Source organism: Paenibacillus sp. FSL H8-0537 (assembly GCF_038051995.1).
Taxonomy (GTDB): Bacteria; Bacillota; Bacilli; order Paenibacillales; family Paenibacillaceae; genus Pristimantibacillus.
In genome coordinates, this window is sequence record NZ_CP150290.1 from 5,469,856 (window position 1) to 5,496,667 (window position 26,812).

Below are 26,812 nucleotides of genomic sequence, written 5' to 3' on the forward strand. Positions count from 1 at the left end.
TCAATTATAGCTTATTTTATGAACCGATAATCGTCCTGATCATCGTATCATACGGAGCTAGCTCAAACGTCTGCTGACCATATTCCGTATCAATTGTCGTGCTTTGAGGCTGATCGCTGTTGTTAATTACAACGAGTATTTTACTTTCCGGATAATAAGCGCACTCCGTATATAAGTTATCTGTCATGTACTTCGTTTCATGCAGCTCATTGCCAGCATAGCGGATCAGGTTCAGCAGCAAGCGGGTATTCTCTAAGCTGAATTCGAACGAAGGAAGGTAGATTCCCTTGCCTTTGCCAAAAGCATGCGTAGACAGGCTAATCTGTCCGTCCGTTTCATGCGCTACCACCGCTGACCCGTCGGTAAGATAAATGCCCTTTTTAGTGGTAATGCTTGCCCCAACAGGCACCAGGCCGTGCTCGTCACGGGCTTCATAAGTCCACCTGCCATGAACGACTCGGGCGCCGGTATCCTCATCCAGACCGAGAATATGGGCCATTCTGAAAAAGCTGTCATATCCTTCAACCGCCGAGGGCTGGTTAACCCCGATAAACGTACCACCCTCATACACCCATTTGGTCAGCATGTCCACGCATCTGCTGTCGTTCCAGTGATGTCCGCCGCTCCAGGCTGAACCGGCCGAGCCTGCATTGATTACCACATCATAGTTTTGCAGCTGTCCCTGACGAATATCCTCAAAATCGATGAATCCGACCTCAACCGGCAAGCCAGATAGCGCCTCATTAATATGAATCAAATCATGCATATACGTCTCATGAAAATGGCCAGACAGCGTCCACGATCTCAGCTTGCCCCAGCTGTGCAGAATAGCAACCTTCGTCTTGATCTGATACGGCTTGCCTTGCTGATGCAGCTCTTTGATCTCCCTGAATTCATTGGCAATCTTCTCGATATAATCGCAGAAATCCGGGTAAGGCTCTACCAGATGCAGGTAGCCGCCCAAGCCAATTCGATCGATCGGCTCTCTTAGCAGAGCCCGGCGGATATTAATCCAGTACTTTTTGGCATCCAGCGTAGGGTCGCCGCCCTCCATGAAGGTAGGCAGTCCGCCTAAGCCGACCGGGAACAAATAAGGATGCAGCCGGATTTCATGCGTGTCCACTTTTATCCCGGAACACATCCGTGCTTCATAACCCGAAAATACGCATTTGATCATCCCGTCGAAGCCAAACTCCTGAAAGCGGTCATTATAAGGCTCCATGCCTACCCAGCTATCATCATAGAAAACGTATGCCAGCTTGCCATGCTTATGCACAATGTCAATCAGCTGTTTGCTGAAGCCGATGACAAAATCATTAATAAAAGCCATCCAGTCTAGCTTGCGCTGCTCCGCCGGAATATGACTGACGCGATATTTACCGCCATTTACAAAATCCTCGGCCGTCAGCGAATAGCCGTACTTCTTGGCGAACAGATCAAGCGCTTTTGCGCTCACCGTGAAATCATAGGAGCCCCAATCCGAGAACAGATGGCGATTGCGCTCACTGCTGCCCCAGATCCAGGCGAAATTATAAAATAAGGAGGTGAACCGGACGACCGTCGTTTCCTTATGCTGGGCGCACCAGTTTTCCATCCAATCCAGCATATACGCTTGTGTTTCCGAATACATCGGATCAATCTGCATCAAATGCTCTTTGTTCCAGTTATTCGTGGTGTGATTGTACATGGATATCTCTTCCCAGATCCGGTAGGCCATGAAGCTGACTGTGTATTTATGCCAAGGCACAATGCCGGTAAGGACCACATTCCCCGATTCGCGGTCATAATTCCACTGCTCTCTTGGAACCTCTTCTCCGATCGTCCGGTCAACAATTTGCCAATACTTAAACGCTTCTTTGGAATCATTTACTCTGAACTGCTCAGCGAAGAAGTCCTCCATCAAATAAACGGATAAATAATCCTGCACCGCTACCTTCGGATTCGTAATTAAAAAACACTGCTGCAGCTTATCCAGATTTTGCGACGCCCACTCATTATGGTCTCTTACGATACAGATCGTCGAATAGATACCGTACCCTGCGTTAATAATCTCATCGGACAACTTTGTGCCGTCACTGTCACGAATGACATCGGCGCCCCAGCGCTCTGCTAATTCCAGAGTCAGTGCCTCATAACCAGCCTCACCCGGCAGGGTAAAGGCCCCCGTCGTTTTTTTCGACAAATGGATTCCCTCCTATTTGAGCATATCGGATAGAAAAGCGAGTGCTAAGCCTTGTCCCCAGCCCTGTGTCCAATCTTTGGGGATGTTGCGGTACCCTTCCCGATCCTTCATGACTGCCGTTCCGCCAGATACAGCCAATACCCGTCCATCCTCGCTAATGTTATCCATGATGCCATTGAGGGCTTTCTGTACATATTTGGTATGCAGCGGATTTCCGTTATTGATCATCGCCGCCGCAATTCCACAGGATGCAGATACCTCCTCATAGGATTCTGCGTCATCGAGCAAGGTCCGCCACAAGCCGTTCTCCGTCTGCACAAGCTTCAGTGCGGCCAACTGATCCCGCAGCGAGCATTCCACATCCATACACGGTGGATATAAATACCATTCCTTCAAAAGCGGTTTAACCTGCGACATGGTATAAGCGCCCCATGCATTCGCTCTCGCCCAGTAAAACCCGGACATGTGGTCCTGCTTCACATTATTGTAGCCATGGTACCAGAGCCCCGTGCTAGGGTTTTGCAGATATTTAATATGCCAGTAATATTGATTCAGGGCATCCTGAATCATAGCCTGGTCTTGCAGCTTGCTTCCAACCCGCAGCAGGAAAAATGCCGCCATAAACAGCGTGTCCGCCCAAGCCTGCTCGGGAAAATCGTTAGAAACGGATACGGTATGCTGCAGCACATTGTCTCCGAATCTCAGTGCACTATTTTGGAGATAATCCACCTTGCTCATCACAATATCCCAATATTTCTGATTGCCCGTTTCTTCATACAACGTAATCAGCACATGACCCATCGCACAGGTGTTGACCGTCCAGCTCGGCAGGCCCAGCTCAATATATTCATCCGCCCAACCAATAAGGGCATCCAGATACTGTTTATTTCCTGTTGCCTGGTAAGCTCTGGATACACCATAATAGGCTACTCCGCAAGGCCAGTCCCATGTTAAATCCATGGCTAGTGTTTTTCTCGTAACTTTGTCGATAACGCTTAAGATCTCTTCCCTGTCATACGTAATTTGAAGCATTATAAATACCCCTCTCCTTCGCACATGTCTCCCAAAGGCGCCTGAGAGCCATCTGACTGATTGTAAACGCTTTATAATCTCTATTGTAAGCAGTAAAATAGTATAAATCTAAGCATATTCACAGAAAAAATGTGCAATTTCAATCATTTATTCTTGTTCGCTCATTGAATTCGGCAGGACTTTCACCTATAATCAACTCAAATTAACGTCATGGGAATGGGAGTGTGGAATATGCCTAGAAAAAAGAAGCCCATCATTGAATACCGCCACTACAGCTTGCCTATCAGCTTCCCGGTCTTGCTGTTAAGCGGGGATCGCTGGCGGATTTCGGATATCAAAAGCGAGCATCTTCATTTCCACAACCATTTGGAAATCGGTATTTGCTATTCGGATAGCGGCATGATGGAGATTAAAGGAGAAACGGTCCCTTTCAAGGCAGGCGATGTGACCTTCCTTCCTAGATATCTTCCCCACACCACGTATAGCTCGCCTCATACAGCCAGTCTATGGTCCTATCTCTTTTTTTCACCTGAGGATCTATTTCAGCATTCCTTTAAAAGCGCTTACAGCAGCTTCGAACCAAACCTGTGGAGGATGCAGGGAAAGAACTGTATTTTAAACAAGGAGCAGTATCCCAAGGTTTATTCCCTTGCTACGTCCATTGTAGAGGAATTGAAGCAGCAGAAGCCCTATTATCAGGAAAGTGCCTATGGGCTATTGCTCTCCCTCTACATAGAGCTCATTCGAATTCATTCCACGAATGAATTGCTGGCTGAACAAGAAGCGGAGCATAGTCTGAAGAGCGATTTTATCATCTCTCCAGCTCTGGAATATATGACAACAAACTTTATGACCCCTATTACCATCGTTTTTTTGGCTGAGCTATGCCACTTAAGCACCACCCATTTCCGCAGAAAATTTCATGAAATTATGGGCAGCGCCCCTCTTGATTTTCTGAACAGCACCCGGATCGAGGAAGCCTGCAAGCAGTTGAAAAGCTCGGATGCTTCCATCCTCTCCATCTCCGAGCAGGTCGGCTTTCATTCCATTTCCAGCTTCAATCGCGGTTTCTCTAAGCTTATGGGAGTATCCCCAAAAGAATGGCGCAAGGGAGCTAAATCCGAAGCACAATCGGCAAAGGCGTCGATATTGGAGTTTACGGGGTGGGTTTGAGGTGGAGGCAGCAGGGGCAAGGCGGCATGTGTTAATAATCGATGGACCGCTGGCAGACAAGCAGAATTTTCACGACAAGGAGGACATTTATGAATATTCCCAGAGGCACCTACGGCTTCCGGTTTGCTGAAGATAAGGAGCTGCAGTTGTGCGTATTATATGCGGCCGGATATGACGCTATCACTGATCCCGCTTACTGCTGGGACGGCCTGGAGCGGAATGATGGTCCTCTTCTGTTGTTCCAATACACCATCTCCGGTGAAGGCGTGTTTGAGTCGGAAAACCGGACTTACCGGGTTACTGCGAGGCAAGCTTTTCTCGCTGAAATTCCCGGACCGCACCGTTATTACTACCATCCGGATGCAAAAGAACCATGGCGGTTCCTGTTTTTGCTGTTCCGGCCCAACTTGATTTTGCCCCACTGGCGTAAGTTTTTGCGTGCTGCGGGGGAAGTCCCCCATTTGCCCGCAGACTGTGCGCCAGTCCGGCTGTCGCGGATGATTGTGGCTGATGCGGGAGCAGGAAGAATCACAGATCCGCTGATTGCTTCGTCCTGCGTCTATCAATTCGTGACAGAGCTCGCCAGAATGCAGGTAACGACGCTGCGAGACAGGGACAACTGGTCAATGAACATACGGCTCGCAGCCGAATTTATAGAGCACAACTATTCCCGGATGGTCAGTATGGATCAGCTTTCCGAGCATGTCTCCCTGTCCAAATATCATCTGATTCGCCGCTTCTCGGCTAGTACGGGCCTGACTCCTGGCGCTTATTTGACCCGCGTGCGCACGGAGAAGGCGATGGAGCTGCTGCGGGGAACCAGCCTGAGCATTGAGGCTATAGCCGAACGGATTGGCTACTCCAGCGGGAGCTATTTCATTAAGGCGTTCCGCAGCCTGACCGGGCTTACTCCGGGAGAATTCCGGAGCGGAAGCGAAAGCCTGAGCTACCAAAGGCTGTTTTTCGACTAACCGCAATATAGTGCTATTATGCTCGCAAGATTACTATAGATATCGCTAATCTCCTTTATTATGATGAATCTAGGAAGAGCAATAATTAATTAGTAAAGGAGCTTTACCATGAATCATAAGCTTATAGCACCAACTCCGCCGCTTGGCTGGAACAGCTGGGATTGCTACGGCGCGGCCGTAACAGAAGACGAAATCCGCGGCAATGCCGAATATATGGCAGAACATCTCAAAGACTTCGGCTGGAGCTACATTACCGTCGATATTCAATGGTACGAGCCCTCTGCAAATTCTTCACAATACCGTCCATTCGTTCCGCTGGTGATGGATGAGCATTCTCGGCTAATGCCTGCCGAGAACCGTTTTCCTTCCGCAGCGGGCGGACAGGGCTTCAAGCCTTTAGCCGATTATGTCCATAGTCTTGGGCTGCAATTCGGCATTCATATTATGCGCGGTATTCCGCGGCAGGCCGCTCACGCCGCTACCCCTATCTTAGGCACAGCTGCGACAGCACGCGATATTGCGCATACGAACTCCATCTGTCCATGGAATACGGATATGTACGGCATAGATGCGTCGAAGGAAGGGGCTCAGGCCTACTACGACTCTCTCTTTCAAATGTACGCAGAGTGGGGTGTCGACCTCATAAAGGTAGACGACATCGCTGCTTCCAGACTATATGACACCCACCAGCCGGAGATAGCTCTAATCTCCAAGGCAATTGAGCGCTGCGGCCGGCCTATGGTGCTGAGCCTTTCTCCTGGACCTGCTCCGGTAGAATACGCGGAGTTCTTCACCGAGCATGCCAACATGTGGCGGGTTACGGACGACTTCTGGGATCTGTGGCCGCTGCTGCTGGATATGTTCGACCGCTGCCGGAAATGGCAGGGCGTCCCGGAGGCTGGCTGTTGGCCAGACTGCGATATGCTGCCCCTCGGGCACATCGGCATCCGCTCGGTGGATGGCGGCGGGGCAGACCGCTGGACCAGATTCACGCGTGATGAGCAGCTGACGATGATGTCGCTCTGGAGCATTTTCCGCTCGCCACTGATCTTCGGCGGTGAATTGCGTGACAACGACGACTGGACGCTATCGCTGCTTACCAACCGCGAGGTTCTGCGCATGCACCGGGAGAGCTATGGCGCCAAGGAAGCCCTCTGCCAGGGAGATCTCATCGTCTGGACAGCCGAACACACCGATGGCGCCCGCTATGCTGCCGTTTTCAACGTTGGTGATAACCCGCTGCCACTGAATCTGGCCATTGAGCAAATCGGCCTAGCGGCCGCTGCCGAAGGCACTGAGTTGTGGAGCGGAGAGCCCGCTGAGTTACAAGCGGGCTCGCTGCAGGACACGATACAGCCGCACGGCGTACGCCTCTATCGATTCGTCTAAACGTTCAACAACAACAATAAGAGATCCGCTGTCATAAGCTGGATCTCTTTTTATTTCTCTTTTTATTTCTCTTTTTTACTCCATTAAATTATCGCATTCATCATCTTCGTTCGGGTGAACGCGGATTACTATATTCTGATCGTGACTTTTGGAGTCGCACCTAGCATAACCAGTTCCTGAATCAAATGATCATCATCAAGAGCGCTGTATATCTTTTTCCTATTCGAAGTTGGCATTGGCAGCCAGCTTCCAGTCTTTGATGTATTGGGGGACAGTTATTTGGGTGTGGGACAAAAATTATTGTTTATGTAAACCGTCGCTGCCGCATCGCCTCATGCAGCAGCACGGTCGCTGCCATCGCCACATTCAGCGATTCCGTCCGCCCCTGCATCGGTATAATAACCGTCTCATCGGCTGCTTCAAGCGAGCTTGCCGACAGCCCTTCCGACTCGTTGCCGAGCAACAGCCAAGTCGGCATAGTCCAATCATACGAGTAGCAAGTATGCGAGGCTTCGAGGCTTGTCCCAACCAGTGCAAAGCCGCGATCCTGTGCCGCAGGCAGCAGCTCCGTCAAGTCCGCCTCTATAATCGGCAAATGGAACAACGATCCCATTGTTGAGCGTACCGTCTTTGGATTGTACAGATCAGCACAGCCTCTGCCCAGCACAACGCCATTCGCGCCGACCGCATCCGCGCTGCGAATAATCGTCCCGACATTGCCCGGGTCCCTTACGCCATCCAGCACGACGACAAGTCCACCTTCTGAAAATAAAGCATCGTCCGCCGCTTCCAGCTTGCGCACGACAGCAAAAACCGGAGGCGGCGTATCCGTCCCCGAGCATTTAGCCATAACGGGACGCGTCGCCTGAATCCATTCGACAACAGCGCTCGCTTCCGCTTTATCCGAAGCAGCATTGCCCCCATATCTGCTTCCGCGGCCAGTCTGCTCTGCCAGCTCGCGCAGCTCCTCCGGCAATCCGCGCTCCGCATCGTATAAGACCGCTTCGACTTCCGCCCCAGCGGCGAAAGCTTCCTTCACCAAATGAACGCCTTCAATAATAAACTTGCCGAGGCGGTCGCGGTATTTTTTGCCCAGCAGGGACGCCCACTGCTTGACGCGGTCATTTTGAATCGAGGTTAAAAGGCTATGATTGTTCATCTCTATTACTCAACCTTCCGAATAAGCAATTTCCAAATTGGATAAGTCTGAATTTTTTCCTACAATAACTAAAATGTCGATATCGCGAATGAGATCATCCGCGTAAGGCGCAATGTTCATGCTCGAACCTGTCTTGATCGCCATGACGTTGCATTTGAACTTCGCACGAATGTCGAGCTCCTTCAAGCTTTTTCCAATCATCGCCTCAGGCGCTTTAATTTCAATAATGCTGTAATCCTCGGAAATTTCGATGTAGTCCAAAATATTAGGCGAGATTAGATGATGCGCGACGCGCAGCCCCATATCCCGCTCGGGATATACAACCTTGTCGGCACCGATTCGGCTGAGCACCTTGCCGTGCAGTTCATTCTGCGCCTTGACGATAATAAGGCCGACGCCCATATCCTTCAAGATCAGCGTCGTCAAAATACTCGATTGAATATCCTGGCCAATGGCCACGACCACAACGTCAAAATTGCGTATGCCCAGCGCCCGCAGCGCTTCCTCATCGGTTGAATCGGCAACAACGGCATGCGTCACATGGTTAACCGCATCCTGTACGCGATCCTCACTCGTATCAATCGCCAGCACCTCAAAGCCCATGTCCGTGAGCGATGAAGCAACGCTAAGACCGAATCGGCCAATGCCGATAACGGCGTATTGTTTTTTCGGCAAGCAGCACCTCTCCCTTCCCTTATGCAACAAAAAACAGCTATCTGCCATTATAACATACGCGCTCATGCAGAATGAAAAAACACCGCCACGGACATATTAATCAGGCACGCCGACTTGCAGCGTTTTAGCGACCTCGCTCCAAACTGCTGCAGCTGCGCGTAATAACGACGACTTGGAGGGAATCCGGTTGGATAATCTGGATTTGCGTCAAGCCATTATAAGGCGGGTTCAAGATAAGCCGCTTAATGAATTAACCGAAGTGATCGAAAGCTCGATCGGAAATGACGAGCGTGCACTGCCTGGCCTTGGCGTATTGTTCGAAATGATTTGGAAGCAAATCGACGAGCAAGAGCAAGCTCGGCTGGTAACTGCGCTGCATACGCAGCTAGCACGATTCGCCCAGCCCGCTACGCGTTAAAAGGCTTTAACGGGTCAACGCGGTATATACCGTTTTGCCGCCAACGATTGTCCGTTTGACCCATGGATGGCCTTTATAACGATCGACAATGACAAGGTCTGCCGCTTTGCCCCGTTCCAGCGAACCGACTTCACTTGCTATACCCAGCGCTTCCGCTGGAGCAAGCGTAGCGGTCCGAACTGCGGCTGGCAAAGTGGTTATTCCTTCGTCTACCAGCTTAAAAATCGCGTTCAGCAATGCCGAAGGGTGATAATCCGAGCAAATGATGTCCGCCGCTCCCGCCGCAATTGCCTCAGCCGCCGACAAATTTTTATCATGTGAGCCGCCGCGCACAATATTAGGCGCCCCCACACATACATGCAAGCCCTGCTGAACGGCATATAAAGCCGTTTCCATCGTAATCGGAAATTCTGAAACACTGACGCCGCAGCCCTTCAACTGATCTACCCGATGGCTCGAATCATCGTCATGCGAAGCAACGGAAATGCCGCGCTGCACGGCCAACTGACCAAGCTCCTCTAAGCCGGCCCAGTCAATTTGGCGCCTATTTCCCATCAGCTCTTCCACGATGATACGTACCTCATCGATGCTGACCGATTGATTTTTCATCACATAACGCTCGAAGGAACCTGGTTCCCGGTACTGCCCTTGGCCTGGCGAATGATCCATGAAGGACAAATAATCAATGGCACCTTCATCCACATATCGCTTCACAATGGGCAAGCCCGGCAAATACGATATTTCATATCTTAAATGAATGCGATTGCGCACGACAGAGCGCTGCTCGCGGTAGCTGCGAATGAGCTCCACCATTTGCGTCAGCAAATGCTCGCCCCGCAGACTTAGTCCAACACCCAGCGATAATGAATGATACATCGTCGTGATGCCATGGAGCGGAAGCTTGCGTTCGAACTCCAGCAATGACATATCCAGCGGAAACAGCGTATTTGGACGAGGCTGAACTTCTTTTTCGATCGCATCACAATGCACATCAATAAGCCCCGGCAATACATAGCAGCCATCCGCTTCAATGATTTCAAGCGCAGAGGAGCGATAGCTTTCCACGTTCTCACCGCTGTCTCTAACTGCCTGCCTGGCATTTTCACCTGTGCGCGCCAGCCAGCTTTGAATCTGCTCTGCGCCAATCAACACTTCCGCAATGATGCCTGCTTTTATAATAACAGCGCCCTCCGCTACCGTTTCCGGCAGCACAAGCATCCCCTTTACCATCACAACCGATTGCACCATCTCTGACTTCATCGTACACACCCCTTTATAGTTTTACCAAAAATATAAAGTGATTATGTAAAAGCTACTAAGCTGTTAGACTGACTTTATTAAATCTTAACATACCATTTTTGCAGGCAGCAAGGTGAAACGGCTGTCGCCGTCCTTTGGCGGCGCGGCGCGTTTCAGTCCGAGAAATATAGAGAAAGGATGGCGAAATCACATACTTTCCTATATTTGTACACAGGGGTTCCAATACTCAATTGGCAGGTGAAAAATAAAAAAATCCCCTCGTCCATGAGGACAAGAGGACCATGCACTTGCGTAAACCCGTTCATATTCCTGCACTTTTTCAGTTCTTTTACAGCACTTTTACAGCACTTTTACCGCTCTGTTGCCACTCTATCACCGTTCTAGTCCTGCCATTTACATCTATACTGCTCATCCACAGCTACAAGCGCTGAAGCTCCTTCGGAAAGCTCGTCAGTACCTGCGGCCTGCCATCCTCGCCGATATAAATATCGTCTTCGATACGCACGCCGCCAAGCCCCGGAACATAGATGCCCGGCTCTACGGTGAACAGCAGCCCCGTTTCAATCAGTGCTTCATTGCTCCCGTGAACGGAAGGCAGCTCATGAATATCAATGCCGAAGCCGTGACCTACGCGGTGATTGAAAAATTCACCATAGCCTTGTGCCTCAATCGCCTCGCGAGCAGCACGATCTACTACAGCGAGCGGTTTTCCCGCTTCTGTGGCCGCAATCGCTTGACGGTTCGCCGTAAGCACCGCGTCATAAATACGCGCCTGCTCGGCTGTACCTTCACCGATCACAAACGTACGCGTAATATCCGAGCAATAACCATCCTTGTACACGCCCATATCAATGAGCAGAAAATCATTTTCCTTTAGTCGATACTCACCCGACCTGCCATGCGGCAATGCGGAGCGGACGCCGCCCAGCACACTCGTCTCGAATGCCGGCTTATCGCCGCCCAGCACGCGCAGCCGATATTCAATCTCCGCATTCAGCTCAAGCTCGGACACGCCAACAGCCGCCTTGGCTGACACTTCATGCAGCACCTTCTCGGCAATGACTACTGCGGTATGTACCCGCTGAATTTCCTCCGGCGACTTGCGGAGGCGCAAAACCATAAGCAGCGGCTCCACATCCCGGAAGGCTGCCTTAGCAAATACTGCTGCCAGCTGCTCGTAGGTTGCTACATTCAAATGCCGCTTTTCTATGCCAATGGCTGCGGCGCTTTTGTCAGCTTCTTTGCCAAGCAGCTCATAGGCATTGTCGGTATCCGAAATCGCAACCAGCTTCGATACCATCGCCGCTCCGCTTGCGCTCTCCTGATCCAAAGCCGGGACAAACAGCGTATACGACGACTCCTTCGGGTTAATGAGCAATCCCATAAAACGCTCATGCGGATCGCAATGAAAGCCCGTCAAATAAAAAACACTGCCCGGCGACGTAATGAGAGCAGCCTCCATTCCAGCAGCGGAAAGCTCGGCGATCAAGCTCGATTTTCGAACCTCATAAGGGTTATGCATGTTTCACTCTCCTACTTCATCTAATGCTTCCATTTCTAAAACCAATAGCTCTATCATACCTCAAATGAGCCTGAAACTGGAAGCACACACGATGCAAGGCAAGCAAGAGCTTTTCGTGAAAAATAGTGCGGTAACCCCGAGGCAGCACCTCCCCCTGCTAATCCAGCTGCTTGCAGATACAAGCGTAAACGGCTGTCACCGTCCACTAGTGGCAAAGCTACCGTTTCGAGGATGAAATATAAGCCCATTATAAGGGGATACTTTTAATGGCTTATATTTTAAAAAAAGGCCCGCCAACCCGCGACTTGCGCGGATTAACGAGCCTACTCCAACTGTCTTGACCAGCCTATTTGTCCAGTGTATATTCCGCTAAACCGAGCGGGAATAACGCCGGCTTCTCACAGCTGCTTTGCATCACATAATGCTTGCCTTGCTCAGCCGCATCGTGGAAGCCATGCATCGCTTCCAGCACATGATAGGCAAGCTCCCCGTTAGCCCGGTGCTTGCGGCCCGTCAGAATGGCTTGCGCCATGTCGGCTGCGCCAATGCCTCTGCCATTTTCCGAATGGCCGTAAGCAAGCGGAATGGTCGACCATTCCGCAGACCAGCTGCGGCGCAGCTTGATTTGCCCGCCGAAATCGTTTGGATTCGTAACTTGAAGTGTACCTTGGCTGCCGTACACTTCAATGAATGGTAGCGTGGAGCCGGCCTTTACATCGAAGCTAGTCAGTAGGGTCCCGATTGGTCCAGCGGCAAATTCCATAATGCCGGCCACATGCGTCGGCACTTCAACCTCAATTTTTTGCCCATGCTTCGGCGCGCTCGTAATTGTTCTCTCTGGGAAGGTAATGCGGGTCGAACCCGTTACACGGGCAATCGGTCCTAGCATTGCAATAAGCGCCGTCAAATAATAAGGTCCCATATCGAACATCGGGCCGCCGCCTTGCTGGTAATAGAACTCCGGAGCTGGATGCCAGCTCTCATGTCCGCCTGACATCATAAAAGCGGTAGCGCCGATTGGCGTGCCAATCCAGCCGTCTTCAATGATTTTAATACACGTCTGGAGACCGCCGCCCAGAAACGTATCCGGCGCGCTGCCTACGAGCAGCCCTTTCGCCGCCGCCAGCTCCAGCACCTGCTTGCCCTCTTCGCGCGTAACCGCGAGCGGCTTTTCTACATACACATGCTTGCCAGCTTCCAGCGCCTGCAAGCACACCGGAGCATGCGCGGCTGGAATCGTCAGATTGATGACCATCTGCACTTCCGGGTCAGCGAGCAGCTCCTCGACCGAGCAGCCGCGAATGCCATACTCCGCGCCTTTCTCCTTGGCGCGCTCCACATCCAGATCAGCACATGCGACAATTTCCATAGAGCTGAATTTCGAACCATTTTCCAAATAAATGCGGCTTATATTGCCTGTCCCGATGATCCCAACCTTGACTTTACTCATGTTTGCCTCCGTCTCTGCCTGCTGCAGCTGCTTTGCCTTCCGCACACCAGTTAAACCCGCGACGCATCATTTCTTTTACAACCGGAATGTCCACAATATTGGCTTGATGCCCAAGTGAATTGTAATAGACGCGGCCTACACCCCAGCGCTTCGTCCAAGCCACAGGCATATCAACCGCTTTATTCAGCACATGCGGACCGTCCGCAACCGGGAAACGTGTCGTCGCCAGCACTTCAACCGCCGGATCTACATGCATGTAATACTGCTCGCTGCTAACCGTAAAGTCCTCAATGCCTTCGGTCAGCAGGCTGGAAGTGTTGGTCACATTGACCACATATTCCACACCGTCATTGCCGGGATGCGACACCCACTGGCCGCCCGTCATGAACTGCCATTCCACGCTTTCGCGGAAGGAGTCGCACATGCCGCCGTGACAGCCTGCCAATCCAACGCCGCTCTGAACCGCTTCGGATACATTTTTCAACTGATCGTCGGAAATTTTCCCCATCGTCCATACCGGAACGATCAGGTCCAGCGCCTTCAGCTTCTCCCCATCCTCAAAAGCCTCCAGCGTATCCGAAACCTCAACCTCGAACCCTTCTCCCGCAAGCACGGCTTCAAAAATAGCCGCTACCTCTTTGGGCTGATGTCCGTCCCAGCCGCCCCACACGATTAATGCCTTAGGTTTGCTCATCGTCTTATTGCATCTCCTCTATTTGTACTCCGCCAGCTTGACCCAGCGTCGCTCTGTGATGGACTGCTCAACTGCCTCTAGCACCTCTTGGCACCGAAGGCCATCATGGAAATTCGGCACAGGCTGACGATCCTCGTGAATCGCCAGCATCAGCTCCTGCATTTCATGCGTAAACGTATGCTCATAGCCAATCGTATGTCCCGCCGGCCACCAGGCATCCATATAAGCATGAGCCGGATCGGTCGCAAGCACGCGGCGGAAGCCTTGAACATCGTCAGCATCGTCGGTAAAATAAACCTCCAGCTCATTCAGACGCTCAAAATCGAACTTGACACTGCCCTTGCTCCCGTTAATTTCGAAAGCATTCGTAGAACGATGTCCTGCCGCGAAGCGCGTCGCTTCGAAGCTGCCGAGCGCACCATTTTCAAAACGAGTCATAAACAGCGTCGCATCATCCACCGTTACTTTGCCGCGAGCACCGGAAGCGTCCCCTTTGGCGCTAAGCCCCGTCATTTCAGATGGCAGCGGGCGCTCTTTGATGAACGTTTCGCTCATGCCGATGACCTCGTCAAACTCCCCAACAAGGAAGCGAGCCAAGTCAATCAGATGGGCGCCAAGGTCGCCATGCGAGCCTGAACCGGCAACTTCCTTCTGCAGGCGCCAGACGAGCGGAAACGTTGGATCGATGATCCAATCCTGGAGAAACACAGCGCGGAAATGATAGATTTCTCCCAAGCGGCCATCGCTGACAAGCTTCTTCGCCAGCTGCACCGCTGGTGCGAATCGATAGTTAAAGCCAACCATATGCTTGATTCCGGCTTCTTCTGCCGCATCCAGCATTTCCTTCGCATCCGCTACATTGAGCGCCAGCGGCTTTTCGCAGAACAGATGCTTGCCAGCAGCGGCAGCCGCCAGCGCAATCTCCTTATGCGCATCGCTTGGCGCATTAATGTCGATCACATCGATATCGCTGCGCTCAATCAGCTTGCGCCAATCCGTCTCAGCGCTTTCCCAGCCGAACTGGCTTCTAGCTTGCTCCAGCGCCTCGGCGTTGCGGCCACAGATTGCTTTCATCTCTGGCAGTGCTGGCGTCTTTGGAAAAAACATCGGCAAAGCCCGATAAGCGTTGCTGTGCGCTTTTCCCATAAACTTATAGCCGACCATTCCCACTCGTACTTTCTTCCCCATATTCAATCTCCGCCTCCCGATTTATGAAGATGTTTCCCGCTTAACCAAATGCACCGGCAGCAGCCCTTCCTCTACCTCCTTGGGCCCGTCCTTCTCAGGACCGAGCAGCCGCTGTGCCGCCCTTCTTCCCATTTCGTAAAAAGGCACTGCTACCGTCGTCAGCTTCGGGCTCACGATAACCGAGCCTTCTGAATCATCGTAGCCGACGAGCTTTACATCAATTCCAGCCTCGATTCCATGTGCGCGCAAGCCATCCATTAGGCCAATAGCCATCCGGTCATTAGCGGCAAATACCGCATCCGCCTGCCCGCTGCGGATGAGCGCTGCGACAGCATCCGCTGCTTCAACCCCACTCTTGCGGCTATAGTTGCCCAGTAGTGTCAATGAAGGATCGTAAGCGAGTCCCGCATTCCCAAGCGCCTGCTTGTAGCCCGACATCCGGTCCATACTGCTTGAAAACACATCCGGTCCATTGAGAAAAGCAATTCTACGGCTCCCGCCGTCAATGAGATGCTTGACCGCCTCATAGCTCCCCGCATGATGATCCGCATCGACGGATAAATATCCTTCCTCCGCAAACCGCTGGTTAACGAGGCAGAATGGATAACCCTTCTCCTGAAGCTCCGCAAGCGCTTTCTTCTCTTCCGGCACATTTTGTGCGCCTAACACAATGCAGGCATCAATCTTCTGTGCCAGAAACAGTCTGGCATAATCTCGCGAGCCACTTGGCTCCCGAAATATCAACAGCACATCATACCCATATTGCTTAGCCGCCTCGCCAATGCCGCTCAAAATTTCTGCAAAATAATACGTGGAAAACAAATGAACTTTAGGAACAAATGGCAAGATTACGCCCAAATTCCCGCTCCGGCTTCTAGCGAACTGCTGTGCCAGCGCACTTGGCACGTAACCAAGCTGCTGTGCCGCTTCCTCTACCCGAAGGCGAGTTTCTTCCCGGATGGGCCCTACCTTATTAAGCACTCTGGATACTGTGGCTTCGGATACGCCCGCAAGTGACGCAACTTCTTTTCTACTGACCAAAGCAAGCATCCTCCTGATTCACAAGCATATTCAATTAATGTACACGCGTACATTATTTCATGAATGTGGAAGCCCGTCAATAGCAAAAATAAGACTGTCCATTTTCTCCGCATGCCGCAAATAAAAGCATAAACAACAAAGAGCAGTACTGGCCTCTAAAGGTCTGCACTGCTCTTTGCTGTTTGCTTCTTGCTTGTTCTCTACCGCTGCTTAAAGACTTCCTTAGAAGCTTGACGGCGGCGGCGGTGGCGAATACGACGACTGGTTGCGGTCTGCCTTAGACGCACTCACAAGCAGCAAAACTCCTGTAATTAAATGCATGATCATGCCTACAACCGGAATAATCGCAATGACAGACGTAACTATACCCAAAATACTGCCGTGCTTATCGGCATTATGCTGGGAAGCCAGCACTAACGTCACAATGTGCAGAGCAAGCATTACAACCAACGGCACATAGAGCATATTAATTACAATCAGGCCACCTAAAACGGGAACCCCAATAATAATTTCAAAAATTCCTGTAATCAATAACAATGTTTTTACATTGCTCATTTTCCTTTAACCCCCCACTTCGATGTAATTGTCATCACGCAAGGAAAACAAATACAAGCTTCCTCTTCATATACTCTCCTATTGTATTCCAATTCGACTAGGTCTGACAATGCTTATCTTTCAAAAAAACGCCAGAGCAGCTTGCCTGCCCTGACGTTTCCAGCGCGATTAAGGCGCTGTTTCAAGAAATTTCGACGTAGGATTTTTGTCCATCGCCGTTCTCATTGCATATTCATTCTCGAACAAGACGACATAATTGCCTTTCTTGTCTTGAACGAGTGTAGAGTTAATCCGGAATTTCGCCGGGTCGATCTTATCGTCTACAATCCAGCGTGCGAACTGGAACGTCATACGGTGCAATTGAATTTCTACGCCATACTCCGCGCGCATCCGATATTCGAACACCTCGAATTGCAAATGGCCAACGACGCCCAAAATCGTTTCATCAAACCCGCCAACCGAACGGAACACCTGAATTGTGCCTTCCTCCGTCAGTTGGTCAACGCCCTTCTGATACTGCTTATGCTTGAGCGCGTTTTTAACCGTTACTTTGGCAAAAATCTCTGGCGAGAACGTCGGCAGCTCGTCAAATACGACTTCCGAGTTTTGCGACAGCGAATCGCCAATACGGAAAATACCCGGATCGAACAAGCCGATAATATCGCCCGGATAAGCCGTCTCTACAATGTCGCGATCCTGTGCCAAAAACTGCTGCGGCTGCGCCAGCTTAATATCTTTGCCCGCACGGACATGGCGAACGCTCATCCCGCGCTCAAAGCGCCCGGAGCAAATGCGCAAAAAGGCAATCCGGTCGCGGTGGGCCGGGTTCATATTCGCTTGAATTTTAAAGACATAGCCCGTGAACTTCTCATTCGTCGGTTCAACCAGGCCCGATTTACTCATGCGCTCTGTCGGTTTTGGCGCCAGTTCAAGGAAGTTATCCAAAAACGTTTGCACGCCGAAATTGTTAACCGCACTGCCGAAGAAAATCGGTGTCAGCTCTCCAGCACGTACTTTCTCAATATCGAACTGATCGCCAGCTACATCAAGCAGCTCAAGATCCGCTACGAGCTGATCGTGCAAATAGTCGCCTGCCATCTCGCGAATAATCGGATCGTTATAATCATCCGTCTTGCGCACTTCGATGGTGCTGTGATCACTGCCTTGGAATAGCTCGACCTGATTTTTCATCCGGTCATAAACCCCGCAAAGCTCGCGGCCCATGCCAATCGGCCAGTTCATTGGAACCGAACGGATGCCAAGCACGCGCTCCAGCTCCTCCATCAGCTCAAACGGACTTTGACCTTCACGGTCCAGCTTGTTGATGAATGTAAAAATCGGAATGCCGCGTTTACGGCAAACTTGGAACAGCTTGATCGTCTGTGCCTCGACGCCTTTGGCAACGTCAATCAGCATGACCGCGCTATCCGCTGCCGTCAGCGTCCGGTACGTGTCCTCACTGAAATCCTGGTGACCAGGCGTATCCAAAATGTTGACCCGATGACCGTCATAATCGAACTGCATGACGCTGGAAGTAACGGAAATTCCCCGCTGCTTCTCAATTTCCATCCAGTCGGAGGTCGCGTGTCGGCTCGCTTTCCGCGCCTTAACGGAGCCTGCCAGACGAATAGCTCCTCCGAACAGGAGGAGCTTCTCGGTTAGCGTCGTTTTTCCCGCATCCGGGTGAGAGATAATCGCAAAGGTGCGGCGCTTATCGACTTCCAGCTGCAATTCATTGTTTAGCGTTTTGCTCATTGCTTGCCTTCCCTTCATTCATACAGCGCACGGCCTAAAGGCGGTGCGCTGTGGAATATCTTCATTTGAAATTATGCGAAATTGACGTCCAGCCTGCTGCTTACTTGCCGCTGTTCGTAATCCAGATCACTTTGTCTTCTTCCTGTCCATTAACCGGCCACCAGTGGAAGCCATCCGCTGCAAGCAGCTTATCCGCCGCTTCCGGACCCCATGAGCCAGCAGGATAAGACCCAAGATCCTTCTTATCCTCGCCCCATGCTTGAGCGATTTTGTCAACAAACTCCCATGCCTGAGCTACTTCATCCCAACGGGTGAAATACGTAGAATCGCCGCGCACCGCATCGTGAATCAGACGCTCATACGCTTCAGGCGTATTCAGGCCGATTTGGCAGCTTTGGCAAAACTCCATAGCCACGGGCTGTACCGAATTATCGGCACCAGGCGTCTTGGCATTGACTTTAATGTAGATGCCTTCCATCGGGTTAACCCGAATGACGAGCAAATTCGGCGCAAGATCATGACGCTGCGCGAACAAGACGTTTTGCGGCATCGACTTGAATTCAATAACAACCTCAGTCGTCTTCACCGGCAGGCGTTTGCCTGTACGGATGTAGAACGGAACGCCAGCCCAACGGAAGTTGTCTACCGCTACTTTAGCAGCGAAATACGTTTCCGTTGTGGATTCCGGATTAACGGAATCCTCTTGACGATAGCCAGTCAGTTCCTTGCCGCGAGCAGAGCCTTCGCTGTATTGAGCGCGAACGACGTTCTCGCGAACCTCATCGCTTGATTTGTAGTTGCGCAGCGAGCGCAGCACTTTAACCTTCTCATCGCGAATATCTTCGCCATGCAGACGGCTAGGCGGCTCCATTGCAATCATCGTGAGCATTTGTAGCATATGGTTTTGACCCATGTCTCTTAATGCGCCAGATTTGTCATAATAGCCGCCGCGATCCTCTACGCCAACCGTTTCCGATAGCGTGATTTGCACATTGGCGATATGATTATTATTCCACAATGGCTCGAAAAATGCATTAGCAAAACGAATAACCTGAATATTTTGCACCATTTCTTTACCCAAGTAGTGATCGATCCGGAAAATTTCCTCTTCCTTGAACACTTGGCTCAGCTGGTCGTTCAGCTTTTGTGCGGATGGAAGATCGTAGCCGAAAGGCTTCTCAATAACGACGCGGCTCCAGCCTTTGCACTCCAGCAGCCCGCCGTCGCGCAGGTTGAAGGACACCGGTCCGAACAGCGCAGGCGCTAGGGCTAAGTAGAACAAGCGGTTGCCTGGAATATCAAATTTCGCTTCCAGCTGTTCCGAAAGCTTGCTCAGCTCGCGGAAGCCATCCACCGTGTTAATATCAAGCGACATATATTCAAAATGCTCGGCAAAACGATTCCAAAGCTCCGCATCATCTGCCTTGTAGCGGCAAAATTCCACGATAGAATCATAAACATCCGAACGGAACTGCTCGTTCGTGCGAGGTCTGCGGGCAAGGCCCACGACCGCAAATTTTTCAGACAATTTTCCTTCTTTATATAAGCTGAACAGGGCAGGGAACAATTTGCGCTTAGCTAGATCGCCTGTTGCTCCAAACAAATAATATACGGCGCCTTGCGGCGATAGCGTTTCGGGATTCGTATTTTGCTCCATATTCCTCATTCTTTCCTATGAATTTTTATACGTCTTTGCATGGTATGTAGTTTAACATATTAATCCTGAAACTGCTACGCAATCCACCATAAAAAAAACTAATACCGATCGTTATTTCTCCTGATTCCATCACAATATTTCATCTATTGCGAGGCGCTGTAATCGCCTGAAATCAGCGGGATTCCGATCACGACCGCAAGCTTTCCCGTATCCGTTCCTTTATGCACCGCGACCTGCATATTCGCCTCCTTGCCGCCGGTCTTTACAGAAGCTTTAAGCCCTCCAGTGAAAAAGCTTTCACTTACCGTCCCAGCATCATCATACCGGTCCACCTGCTGGGCAGCTGCAAGCTGCGCAAGCCTCTCCGCCACATTATTATATTCTGTCAAGCCTCTGATGGTTATTCCTCCATCATAAGAAATATTTGTCCTTCTCATAGCGGACTCAATATGATCAATAGCTGAAAGCAGTTTATGCTGATCCGCTTGTTTGCTTGGTTCTGGGGAAAAAAGCACAAGCATCTGCTGCTGTCCTTGCCCCGCTGACGCCGTCACACTCATGGACAGCTTGCCGTCTAATTCCGGCAGCAGGATGCTCAGTTCGCCTTCCGCATCGCCTTCGTAGCTTGGAAACAGCTGCTCCCGCAGTTTAGCCGCCTCTCCGCTGGCGTACCAGCGCAGCGTCCAGCCTGCTCCTGGCGCGCCCGACTCCAGCAGCCCATCGCTCCAGCTCCACAATTGCTTCATGTCATGCTGAAGCAAGCTGCCCTCCGCTTGCCCTTCCGTCGTCAGCTTGTCCTGATTAACGAGCGCCCATATCGCGCCAAAAATCAGTACCAATGCTGCTGCCAGCACGCCGATCCGGCTGCGCCGTTTTATTTTTCCCTGTTCCGTGTACCTGTTCAGCTTTGCCATCGAACACATCAGCCTCCTTGGCCTACATAACCTGCCAAATCGTAGGTAACGCTTCCATTTTACATGAAATTCCATAAAAGAACAGGATCGATATATTTATTTTTGCCTGCCTTTCCTTGAGCCTCTAGCCTTACGGTTCCGACTGCCGTTCATATAAAATCGCGATTGCTGTTTGATTTAGGCAGAAAAAGGGGAATTTATAGAAGATAGGCTGTTTTCTTCTCATCTGGGTAAACATCCATACACATCCGCCTTTAGGTGAATATACTGCTTGCAAAAGCATGAAGCCTATAGGAGGGAACTCGTACATGGAACAGATTTATCCCCTTGAAGAAAGCGTCATATCACGTTTTTGCGGAATGCCCGTCTGTATAGTGACCCATGATGGCGCAAGGCATATCGGGGTGTTAAGCCACTGCCGGGGCGGCAAGCTTACGCTGAATGAAGAGCCTGGCGCGCAGACACTGGCCGAAGCTGAAGCACCTAAAGCCGGGAAGGCCAAAGGCAAGCCCAAGGGCAAAGCAAGCAATAAAACCAAAGAAAAAGCCGCTCAAACCCAAGCTTATCCTTATGATCCCTACTATTATAATTATAATCCGGGGTACTACTCGCCGTTTGGCGGCGCGTTCGCCATCGATCTTGCCCTGATTGCCTTTTTGTTCCTGCTTTTTTAATTAATCAACATTCGACAGCAATTTTCAGCAGTATTTGCGGCTGTCATCCCTTATGCTAGCTAAGGAAACCGATTTAAGGAGGTTATTGAAATGTCCATCCGCCCTATCGAACGCACAAACCGGAGAACCGTCTTCGAGCCTATACAGCGCATCACGCCTTACGCCAGTTATCCCTACAGAGATATGGAGTTTCAACGGCCTCCCGAGCACGATTTTGACTGGAATGATCCTTATCGCGAAGCTGCCGGCCATGCGGCCGTCTGGCTCGAACAATATAGACAAGCCCACAAAGAGGTGCAAGTCATTGCTCTCAAAATCCGCAATGATTTCAACGAGCGCTGCCTTGTCGAACAGCTGACTAAGCTGACGGGCGTCATGAATCGCCTGCAGCAAGCATTCGTCCAGGTAGCCCGCTACATTAAGCCATCGCTATGGGATCGTGCGCAGCAGGCCATGAACCATCATGCGGCGGAGCTGGTTGGCTTTATTCGCGACGACGTCACAAGCCGCTGGATGCTGCGTCCTGCCATTGCCGCTTCCATCTACCGCGAGTACCCGCTGTCAGGCCAGCATTTGTATCGCCAGCTTCTAGGCCCCTATGGGCTAATGACGACGCTTCTGCAGGCCTTGTCGCTCGGCGGCGACGAAATCCGGACAACTGATCTTTTGAAAAATAATGCTGAGCGCACGCAGCCATACGCCACCTACTACAGCTCGATGAAAATGCATTATCCGCTTCCCCCAAGCGGATTGCTGTTGAACGATGAAGGCTAACCAATAAATTTCATCCAATCATTTTCAACCTATAAATGCCAAAAAAATAAGCAAGGAAATTGCCCCCTATTCGGCAATTCCTTGCTTATGTGCGTATATGGCAGCCTGTGTCCGGTCATCTACGTCAAGCTTATTGAAAATGTTCGTAATATGAAACTTCACGGTTTTCACCCCAATGAACAGCTCATCCGCGATTTCCTGATTTGACATCCCCTGTGCGACTCGCTTCAGCACATCCATCTCGCGGTCGGTTAGATCATCGTGCAGCGGAGCTACGACGGGCTGCTTAGGCTGGCGCATGCGGCTCATCATCTTGGCAGCTACTTGCGATTCCAGCACCGATTGTCCGCGTGCAGCCGCACGGATCGCATCCGCAATTTCGTTCGCACGGGATGTTTTCAATAAATAGCTGAACGCACCCGCTTCAATGACCGGATACAGCTTGCTGTCATCTAGATAGCTCGTAAGAACGATGACTTTGCAATCCGGGTACAATTCCAGCAGCTTCGCTGTCGTCTCCACGCCATCCATGCCATCCATCACCAAATCCATCAGCACAACATCCGGCTTATATGATTGTGCCATACGTATACCGTCATACCCGTTGCTTGCTTCACCGACTACTTCAATACCATCTTCCGTATCCAATACGGCAGCAAGGCCAATTCTCACCATCTCGTGATCATCTACCAGCAGCACTTTTACGGGTACAGCTAATTGTTCCATCGACTCCACCTGGCTCCCCACTTTCGTTCTCTTCAATATTTAATCATTTATGTCCAGCGGCACCGTAATATGAATCAGCGTGCCTTCTCCAAGGCGTGATGACATATACAGCTTGCCGCGAAGCTCGTTAATCCGCTCCTCCATCGTCAGCAAGCCGTAGGAGGTCTTCTTCTTCTGCTCCAGATCAAAGCCTACACCGCTATCTTGAAGCACCATGCAGACAGCTCCATCTTCCCGATAAAGTCTTATGTTCATTGTATCCGCTTTGGCATGTCTAAGTGTATTGGACAAAGCTTCCTGCGCAATTCGGAACAAATGATCCTCCGCAGCCGGCTTCATCGTTATGGAATCATCCAATGACAATTCAATGGTCATCGGCACTTTTTCCTTAAGCTCTCCAACGAGCAGCGCCAGTGCTTGAGCGAGATTTTTCCCATCGAGGTGCACGGGCCGCAAATGAAGCAGCAGCGCTCTCATCTCCGACTGCGCAACAGAAGCCATCTCTTCAATTAGCTGGACCTGCCGGCGCGCCCGCTCCCAATCGCGCTCAATCGTGCGGCTGACCGCTGTCGCCGTCATCGAGATTGCAAACAGCTGCTGGCTGACCGCATCATGCAGCTCCCGCGCAAGCCGCTGCCGTTCTTCAATAACCGCAGAAAATTTAACCTTCTCCGTCCATGCATCGTCCTGATCTTCACGCTTTAGGCTTTCCGAATGCTCATCATGTTCAGCCGAATCAATGGTCACCGGATAGTTTCGCCTAAGCTGCTGCTCGGTAAGCCGCTTAATGACCTCGCGCAGCTTCGAATTTTGCAAATAATTGTTTAAAGCTACAATCGCCATTGCCACACCTGTAACAGCGAGCCCAATAACCGCCCATTTCGCCTGCAGCGTATATAAATTCACATAACCGATGCCTTGCAGCATAATAACTGCGAGGCTAAGTATAATCAGCAGCCAGAGGAACGATTCCGTTAGGTTTTTGCGCCGATTGGCTGCGTCCCGTCCATTACGCTGGTCGCCCAATTTCTGCTGATGGTGGCTTCGCAGCTGGGGCCTGTGATCCTGTTGCGCAATAGGCTGATCTCCTTGCAAGGGCTTCTCTTCGGGCAACCTGCTCACTCCTTAAACGACAAGCAAGAAGGAGCAGACCGGGTTGCCCGGTCCGCTCTCTTCTCATCCTGCGGGTTCTATTATTCCTGTGGTGCTTTATCCAGCTTCAGCTTGTTTTTGAGCGCATCCAACTGCTCATCCACTTTAAGCTGTTTTTCGGCTTCTACTGCATTAAAAGGTGCAGCCGTACCGCTGTAGGAATACGGTGTGCGCAATACATCCGCTTCCGCTTCCATTTGCAAAATTTTCTCTTCCATCCGGTTAAAGCCTCTGGAAGCTGTACCTTTATCAATGGTATTCGTCGTCGTCAATTGAGCAATATGCTTTTGCGCTTTCGCGACTTGAGCACGGGATGCCAGCTCATTACGCTTGTTGCGAAGCTGATAAAACTCGTCTTTCAGCGCATGCAGCTGCTGAGTCAGCTCCTCTGCTTGCGTTTTGGATTGAGCATACAGCTCCGTGTACTCAATTACTTTTTGATCGAAGAACAATTTCTCTTCCAGCAATTTGCGGGCAAGCTGCTCCTGGTCATTGCGAATAGCTGCCTCTGCTTTCGACTCACGGTCAGCTGTGCTGCGAACAGCTTCCTCCAAACGCTGCTTCATGCGGCGCTCGTTGGCGATTTGCTTCGCTACTGTAACCTCTGCCGAATGAATTTCCGCTTCCATGTCACGCAGGTACTGATTGAGCATCACAACCGGATCCTCCATTTTGTCCAATACCTCATTCACCGATGCTTTCGTCATATCTTTCATTCTTTTGAAGATTCCCATAATTATAACTCTCCCTTCTCGTGTTTGGCTAATTTTGCGCGTAACTCATCGATTTCTTTGCGAAGTGCCTTTTTCTCCAAATCCTCAAACATGCTGTCAAATTGCGACGAGGATGGGCTTGGTGCTGTCGGTGCATTTTGGCCGTTCCATTGCTGCTGTGGGCCTTTCGTGAATGAGCCTTGGAATTGCGAGCCGAAGTTTTGGTTTCCACCAGCACCGCCGCTGCCATAACCTTGGCCATTGCCTTGTGATCCTGGTCCGCCATTACCGTAACCATTTCCATAGCCGTTGCCGAACCCATTTCCGAAGCCGCCATTGTAATAAGGAGGTTCTTTAGGAACGACCAGACCAGCCAGTAAGTAGATAAAAATGACGATTCCGCTCGAGAAGATGGTCACTACGATGAGTAAAATTCTGAGCAGTGTTGCATCTATATTGTAGGCTTCGGCAATCCCGCCGCATAAGCCGAATAGTTTGCTGTCTCGTGTCGAACGGTATAGTTTCTTCATATCAATCAGCCCTCCTTCTGCAGCTTCCTTTTGAGCTGCTCCAACTCTTGCTCGATTGCCGATTGAATCGAATGGCCTGCTTCAGTAGCGAACTCTCTGCCCATTCGGCGCAAATCGTGCAAGCTCTTCGCTTCCAGCTCCATGTTGCTGATGTTGTCTTCGAGCCTTCTGAACATGCTGCCAGGCTGCGCGCCTTGCTCGCCAATTCCGCTAAACCGTGCATTCATTCGCTGCTGCAACCTTAGCGATTCCATTCTTGCTGCATAATATTCACGTCTATCATAAACCGATTGGTATTCACTGCGCATTTCACGAAGCTGTTCTTCAAGGCCGAGCGTATTCAATCTGCTTTGCTCGTACAAATCGCGGTATTGCGCTGCGCGCTCCTCGCTGCTTGCCTTCTCGTGAAGCGCCAGTCTTGCCAGCTGCTCCTCGCCTGCCTTCAAGGCAGTCATCGCTTGCTGCTCACGCTTTTCCTTCTGCTGCTCAGCTTGCAGCCATTGAATCTTCAAGTGGTTGGTGTGCCCTGTATATTGCTCATACAAGCGCTCCGCCTGCAAAATATCTTCCCTTGTCGACCAGAGAAACTGGTCAATCAGCTTAACGGGATCCTCTGCTTTTTCCAATCGTTCATTTAGTGTAGCAACCGTAATGTCGCGAACTCTGCGCATAATGCTCATTGGCTTCCCTCCTTAATCTCCATCTATATTTGATTAGTAACCGCGATAGCTGCTTTTTCTCAGAAGCGAAACGCCGTATACAACGAGTCCAACTGCCAAGACCAGCAGGATCAAGCCTGAAAATTTTGCAAACACGCCGAGTGCGCCGATCGTTATGAGAATGCCTCCGATCCATTTCTTATTGTTGCTCCAGCCGAGAACACCTAGGCCGATCAGAATGAAAGGGAACAGGAAGCCGATTAATCCGCCAAGATGTACGCCGAGAAATTTGAGAACGATGAAGCTTCCTACTACGGCCAGGATAACACCAAGTAATTTTTGATTTGCCATTTGTTTGTCACCGCCTTCCAGATTGTATTTTGTGAAATGCTGCAATACCCAATCGTTTGTTAGTTCCTTGCGTTTCTTGCTTCGTTTGTTGCGGTGCTGCTTATGTACTTATTGTAGGTTGTTTTGCATGTTTCTAAAATGGACCTGCGGCTGTTTTTACACTAGACCTTGGTCGGGGAGGCATGCCGTACCGCAGTC

General features: G+C 50.8%; 26 protein-coding genes. 6 read left to right on the forward strand and 20 right to left on the reverse strand.

The features are described 5' to 3' along the window. Positions 1 to 16 precede the first annotated feature (16 nt). Both gnpA and MHB80_RS23140 read right to left on the reverse strand, forming a co-directional pair. Positions 17 to 2,182, reverse strand: coding sequence for a 1,3-beta-galactosyl-N-acetylhexosamine phosphorylase (gene gnpA, locus MHB80_RS23135; RefSeq protein WP_341279189.1), 2,166 nt, complete (start codon positions 2,180 to 2,182; stop codon positions 17 to 19). Between the two features lie 12 nt (positions 2,183 to 2,194). Then, positions 2,195 to 3,214 (reverse strand): glycoside hydrolase family 88 protein, encoded by a 1,020-nt coding sequence (locus MHB80_RS23140; RefSeq protein ID WP_341279190.1) that lies wholly within the window; start codon positions 3,212 to 3,214, stop codon positions 2,195 to 2,197. A gap of 231 nt (positions 3,215 to 3,445) precedes the next feature. Here MHB80_RS23140 and MHB80_RS23145 point away from each other — a divergent pair, with 231 nt between their 5' ends. From MHB80_RS23145 to MHB80_RS23155, 3 genes are all read left to right on the forward strand, one after another. Next, the gene (locus tag MHB80_RS23145) at positions 3,446 to 4,387 is read left to right on the forward strand and encodes an AraC family transcriptional regulator (protein WP_341279191.1); all 942 of its coding nucleotides are present in this window, start codon (positions 3,446 to 3,448) and stop codon (positions 4,385 to 4,387) included. 89 nt (positions 4,388 to 4,476) lie between these two features. Further along, entirely contained in the window at positions 4,477 to 5,358 is an 882-nt protein-coding gene (locus MHB80_RS23150; RefSeq protein WP_341279192.1) for an AraC family transcriptional regulator, read from the forward strand. Between the two features lie 108 nt (positions 5,359 to 5,466). Beyond that, positions 5,467 to 6,747: a glycoside hydrolase family 27 protein gene (locus MHB80_RS23155; RefSeq protein ID WP_341279193.1), complete on the forward strand. Its 1,281-nt coding sequence runs from the start codon at positions 5,467 to 5,469 to the stop codon at positions 6,745 to 6,747. Positions 6,748 to 7,051: 304 nt separating this feature from the next. On the opposite strand, the gene MHB80_RS23160 is transcribed toward MHB80_RS23155, so the two are convergent. Both MHB80_RS23160 and MHB80_RS23165 read right to left on the reverse strand, forming a co-directional pair. Next, on the reverse strand, positions 7,052 to 7,906 hold the full coding sequence (locus MHB80_RS23160) for an RNA methyltransferase (protein ID WP_341279194.1): 855 nt from the start codon (positions 7,904 to 7,906) through the stop codon (positions 7,052 to 7,054). Positions 7,907 to 7,915: 9 nt separating this feature from the next. Further along, on the reverse strand, positions 7,916 to 8,581 hold the full coding sequence (locus MHB80_RS23165) for a TrkA family potassium uptake protein (RefSeq protein ID WP_341279195.1): 666 nt from the start codon (positions 8,579 to 8,581) through the stop codon (positions 7,916 to 7,918). Between the two features lie 187 nt (positions 8,582 to 8,768). Here MHB80_RS23165 and sspI point away from each other — a divergent pair, with 187 nt between their 5' ends. After that, a complete protein-coding gene (gene sspI / locus MHB80_RS23170; protein WP_341279196.1) occupies positions 8,769 to 8,999 on the forward strand; it encodes a small acid-soluble spore protein SspI in 231 nt (76 codons plus the stop codon). Positions 9,000 to 9,005: 6 nt separating this feature from the next. On the opposite strand, the gene MHB80_RS23175 is transcribed toward sspI, so the two are convergent. The 10 genes from MHB80_RS23175 to MHB80_RS23220 all read right to left on the reverse strand — a co-directional run bounded on the left by MHB80_RS23175 (position 9,006) and on the right by MHB80_RS23220 (position 21,035). Then, positions 9,006 to 10,259, reverse strand: coding sequence for an alpha-D-ribose 1-methylphosphonate 5-triphosphate diphosphatase (locus MHB80_RS23175; protein WP_341279197.1), 1,254 nt, complete (start codon positions 10,257 to 10,259; stop codon positions 9,006 to 9,008). Positions 10,260 to 10,677: 418 nt separating this feature from the next. Further along, positions 10,678 to 11,781, reverse strand: a complete 1,104-nt coding sequence (locus MHB80_RS23180; RefSeq protein ID WP_341279198.1) for a Xaa-Pro peptidase family protein — start codon at positions 11,779 to 11,781, stop codon at positions 10,678 to 10,680. A 346-nt stretch (positions 11,782 to 12,127) separates the two neighbouring features. Next, positions 12,128 to 13,231, reverse strand: a complete 1,104-nt coding sequence (locus MHB80_RS23185; RefSeq protein WP_341279199.1) for a Gfo/Idh/MocA family oxidoreductase — start codon at positions 13,229 to 13,231, stop codon at positions 12,128 to 12,130. Then, positions 13,224 to 13,925 carry a ThuA domain-containing protein gene (locus MHB80_RS23190; protein WP_341279200.1) on the reverse strand — a complete coding sequence of 234 codons (702 nt, stop codon included), beginning with the start codon at positions 13,923 to 13,925 and terminating at the stop codon, positions 13,224 to 13,226. Before MHB80_RS23190 ends, MHB80_RS23185 begins: the two co-directional genes overlap by 8 nt. An 18-nt stretch (positions 13,926 to 13,943) precedes the next feature. Continuing rightward, entirely contained in the window at positions 13,944 to 15,113 is a 1,170-nt protein-coding gene (locus tag MHB80_RS23195; RefSeq protein ID WP_341279201.1) for a Gfo/Idh/MocA family oxidoreductase, read from the reverse strand. Between the two features lie 21 nt (positions 15,114 to 15,134). Further along, on the reverse strand, positions 15,135 to 16,163 hold the full coding sequence (locus tag MHB80_RS23200) for a LacI family DNA-binding transcriptional regulator (protein ID WP_341279202.1): 1,029 nt from the start codon (positions 16,161 to 16,163) through the stop codon (positions 15,135 to 15,137). Positions 16,164 to 16,376: 213 nt separating this feature from the next. Beyond that, positions 16,377 to 16,709 carry a hypothetical protein gene (locus tag MHB80_RS23205; protein WP_341279203.1) on the reverse strand — a complete coding sequence of 111 codons (333 nt, stop codon included), beginning with the start codon at positions 16,707 to 16,709 and terminating at the stop codon, positions 16,377 to 16,379. Positions 16,710 to 16,877: 168 nt separating this feature from the next. Beyond that, on the reverse strand, positions 16,878 to 18,464 hold the full coding sequence (locus MHB80_RS23210) for a peptide chain release factor 3 (protein WP_341279204.1): 1,587 nt from the start codon (positions 18,462 to 18,464) through the stop codon (positions 16,878 to 16,880). Between the two features lie 100 nt (positions 18,465 to 18,564). Next, the gene (gene zwf, locus MHB80_RS23215; RefSeq protein ID WP_341279205.1) at positions 18,565 to 20,121 is read right to left on the reverse strand and encodes a glucose-6-phosphate dehydrogenase; all 1,557 of its coding nucleotides are present in this window, start codon (positions 20,119 to 20,121) and stop codon (positions 18,565 to 18,567) included. Between the two features lie 143 nt (positions 20,122 to 20,264). Beyond that, a complete protein-coding gene (locus MHB80_RS23220) occupies positions 20,265 to 21,035 on the reverse strand; it encodes a YwmB family TATA-box binding protein (protein WP_341279206.1) in 771 nt (256 codons plus the stop codon). Between the two features lie 308 nt (positions 21,036 to 21,343). Between MHB80_RS23220 and MHB80_RS23225 the strand changes: the two genes are divergently transcribed. Together MHB80_RS23225 and MHB80_RS23230 are read left to right on the forward strand one after the other, a co-directional pair. Continuing rightward, positions 21,344 to 21,709: a hypothetical protein gene (locus tag MHB80_RS23225; protein WP_341279207.1), complete on the forward strand. Its 366-nt coding sequence runs from the start codon at positions 21,344 to 21,346 to the stop codon at positions 21,707 to 21,709. A gap of 90 nt (positions 21,710 to 21,799) precedes the next feature. Further along, entirely contained in the window at positions 21,800 to 22,483 is a 684-nt protein-coding gene (locus tag MHB80_RS23230; protein WP_341279208.1) for a hypothetical protein, read from the forward strand. A 66-nt stretch (positions 22,484 to 22,549) separates the two neighbouring features. Here MHB80_RS23230 and MHB80_RS23235 read toward each other — a convergent pair whose 3' ends face one another. From MHB80_RS23235 to MHB80_RS23260, 6 genes are all read right to left on the reverse strand, one after another. Beyond that, the gene (locus tag MHB80_RS23235) at positions 22,550 to 23,209 is read right to left on the reverse strand and encodes a response regulator transcription factor (RefSeq protein ID WP_341279209.1); all 660 of its coding nucleotides are present in this window, start codon (positions 23,207 to 23,209) and stop codon (positions 22,550 to 22,552) included. A 39-nt stretch (positions 23,210 to 23,248) separates the two neighbouring features. After that, a complete protein-coding gene (locus MHB80_RS23240) occupies positions 23,249 to 24,322 on the reverse strand; it encodes a sensor histidine kinase (protein ID WP_341279210.1) in 1,074 nt (357 codons plus the stop codon). Positions 24,323 to 24,402: 80 nt separating this feature from the next. After that, positions 24,403 to 25,095, reverse strand: a complete 693-nt coding sequence (locus MHB80_RS23245; protein ID WP_341279211.1) for a PspA/IM30 family protein — start codon at positions 25,093 to 25,095, stop codon at positions 24,403 to 24,405. Positions 25,096 to 25,097: 2 nt separating this feature from the next. After that, positions 25,098 to 25,604 (reverse strand): PspC domain-containing protein, encoded by a 507-nt coding sequence (locus MHB80_RS23250; protein ID WP_341279212.1) that lies wholly within the window; start codon positions 25,602 to 25,604, stop codon positions 25,098 to 25,100. A 5-nt stretch (positions 25,605 to 25,609) separates the two neighbouring features. Beyond that, positions 25,610 to 26,284: a PspA/IM30 family protein gene (locus MHB80_RS23255; RefSeq protein WP_341279213.1), complete on the reverse strand. Its 675-nt coding sequence runs from the start codon at positions 26,282 to 26,284 to the stop codon at positions 25,610 to 25,612. A 33-nt stretch (positions 26,285 to 26,317) separates the two neighbouring features. Beyond that, the gene (locus MHB80_RS23260; RefSeq protein WP_341279214.1) at positions 26,318 to 26,614 is read right to left on the reverse strand and encodes a hypothetical protein; all 297 of its coding nucleotides are present in this window, start codon (positions 26,612 to 26,614) and stop codon (positions 26,318 to 26,320) included. Between the last annotated feature and the right edge of the window lie 198 nt (positions 26,615 to 26,812).

Bases quoted from the DNA above. Each gene is read 5' to 3' on its own strand.
- MHB80_RS23140 (WP_341279190.1), bottom strand. From the start codon at position 3,214: ATGCTTCAAATTACGTATGACAGGGAAGAGATCTTAAGCGTTATCGAC.
- MHB80_RS23145 (WP_341279191.1), top strand. From the start codon at position 3,446: ATGCCTAGAAAAAAGAAGCCCATCATTGAATACCGCCACTACAGCTTG.
- MHB80_RS23150 (WP_341279192.1), top strand. From the start codon at position 4,477: ATGAATATTCCCAGAGGCACCTACGGCTTCCGGTTTGCTGAAGATAAG.
- MHB80_RS23155 (WP_341279193.1), top strand. From the start codon at position 5,467: ATGAATCATAAGCTTATAGCACCAACTCCGCCGCTTGGCTGGAACAGC.
- MHB80_RS23160 (WP_341279194.1), bottom strand. From the start codon at position 7,906: ATGAACAATCATAGCCTTTTAACCTCGATTCAAAATGACCGCGTCAAG.
- MHB80_RS23175 (WP_341279197.1), bottom strand. From the start codon at position 10,259: ATGAAGTCAGAGATGGTGCAATCGGTTGTGATGGTAAAGGGGATGCTT.
- MHB80_RS23180 (WP_341279198.1), bottom strand. From the start codon at position 11,781: ATGCATAACCCTTATGAGGTTCGAAAATCGAGCTTGATCGCCGAGCTT.
- MHB80_RS23185 (WP_341279199.1), bottom strand. From the start codon at position 13,231: ATGAGTAAAGTCAAGGTTGGGATCATCGGGACAGGCAATATAAGCCGC.
- MHB80_RS23190 (WP_341279200.1), bottom strand. From the start codon at position 13,925: ATGAGCAAACCTAAGGCATTAATCGTGTGGGGCGGCTGGGACGGACAT.
- MHB80_RS23195 (WP_341279201.1), bottom strand. From the start codon at position 15,113: ATGGGGAAGAAAGTACGAGTGGGAATGGTCGGCTATAAGTTTATGGGA.
- MHB80_RS23200 (WP_341279202.1), bottom strand. From the start codon at position 16,163: ATGCTTGCTTTGGTCAGTAGAAAAGAAGTTGCGTCACTTGCGGGCGTA.
- MHB80_RS23205 (WP_341279203.1), bottom strand. From the start codon at position 16,709: ATGAGCAATGTAAAAACATTGTTATTGATTACAGGAATTTTTGAAATT.
- MHB80_RS23210 (WP_341279204.1), bottom strand. From the start codon at position 18,464: ATGAGCAAAACGCTAAACAATGAATTGCAGCTGGAAGTCGATAAGCGC.
- zwf (WP_341279205.1), bottom strand. From the start codon at position 20,121: ATGGAGCAAAATACGAATCCCGAAACGCTATCGCCGCAAGGCGCCGTA.
- MHB80_RS23220 (WP_341279206.1), bottom strand. From the start codon at position 21,035: ATGGCAAAGCTGAACAGGTACACGGAACAGGGAAAAATAAAACGGCGC.
- MHB80_RS23225 (WP_341279207.1), top strand. From the start codon at position 21,344: ATGGAACAGATTTATCCCCTTGAAGAAAGCGTCATATCACGTTTTTGC.
- MHB80_RS23230 (WP_341279208.1), top strand. From the start codon at position 21,800: ATGTCCATCCGCCCTATCGAACGCACAAACCGGAGAACCGTCTTCGAG.
- MHB80_RS23235 (WP_341279209.1), bottom strand. From the start codon at position 23,209: ATGGAACAATTAGCTGTACCCGTAAAAGTGCTGCTGGTAGATGATCAC.
- MHB80_RS23245 (WP_341279211.1), bottom strand. From the start codon at position 25,095: ATGGGAATCTTCAAAAGAATGAAAGATATGACGAAAGCATCGGTGAAT.
- MHB80_RS23250 (WP_341279212.1), bottom strand. From the start codon at position 25,604: ATGAAGAAACTATACCGTTCGACACGAGACAGCAAACTATTCGGCTTA.
- MHB80_RS23255 (WP_341279213.1), bottom strand. From the start codon at position 26,284: ATGAGCATTATGCGCAGAGTTCGCGACATTACGGTTGCTACACTAAAT.
- MHB80_RS23260 (WP_341279214.1), bottom strand. From the start codon at position 26,614: ATGGCAAATCAAAAATTACTTGGTGTTATCCTGGCCGTAGTAGGAAGC.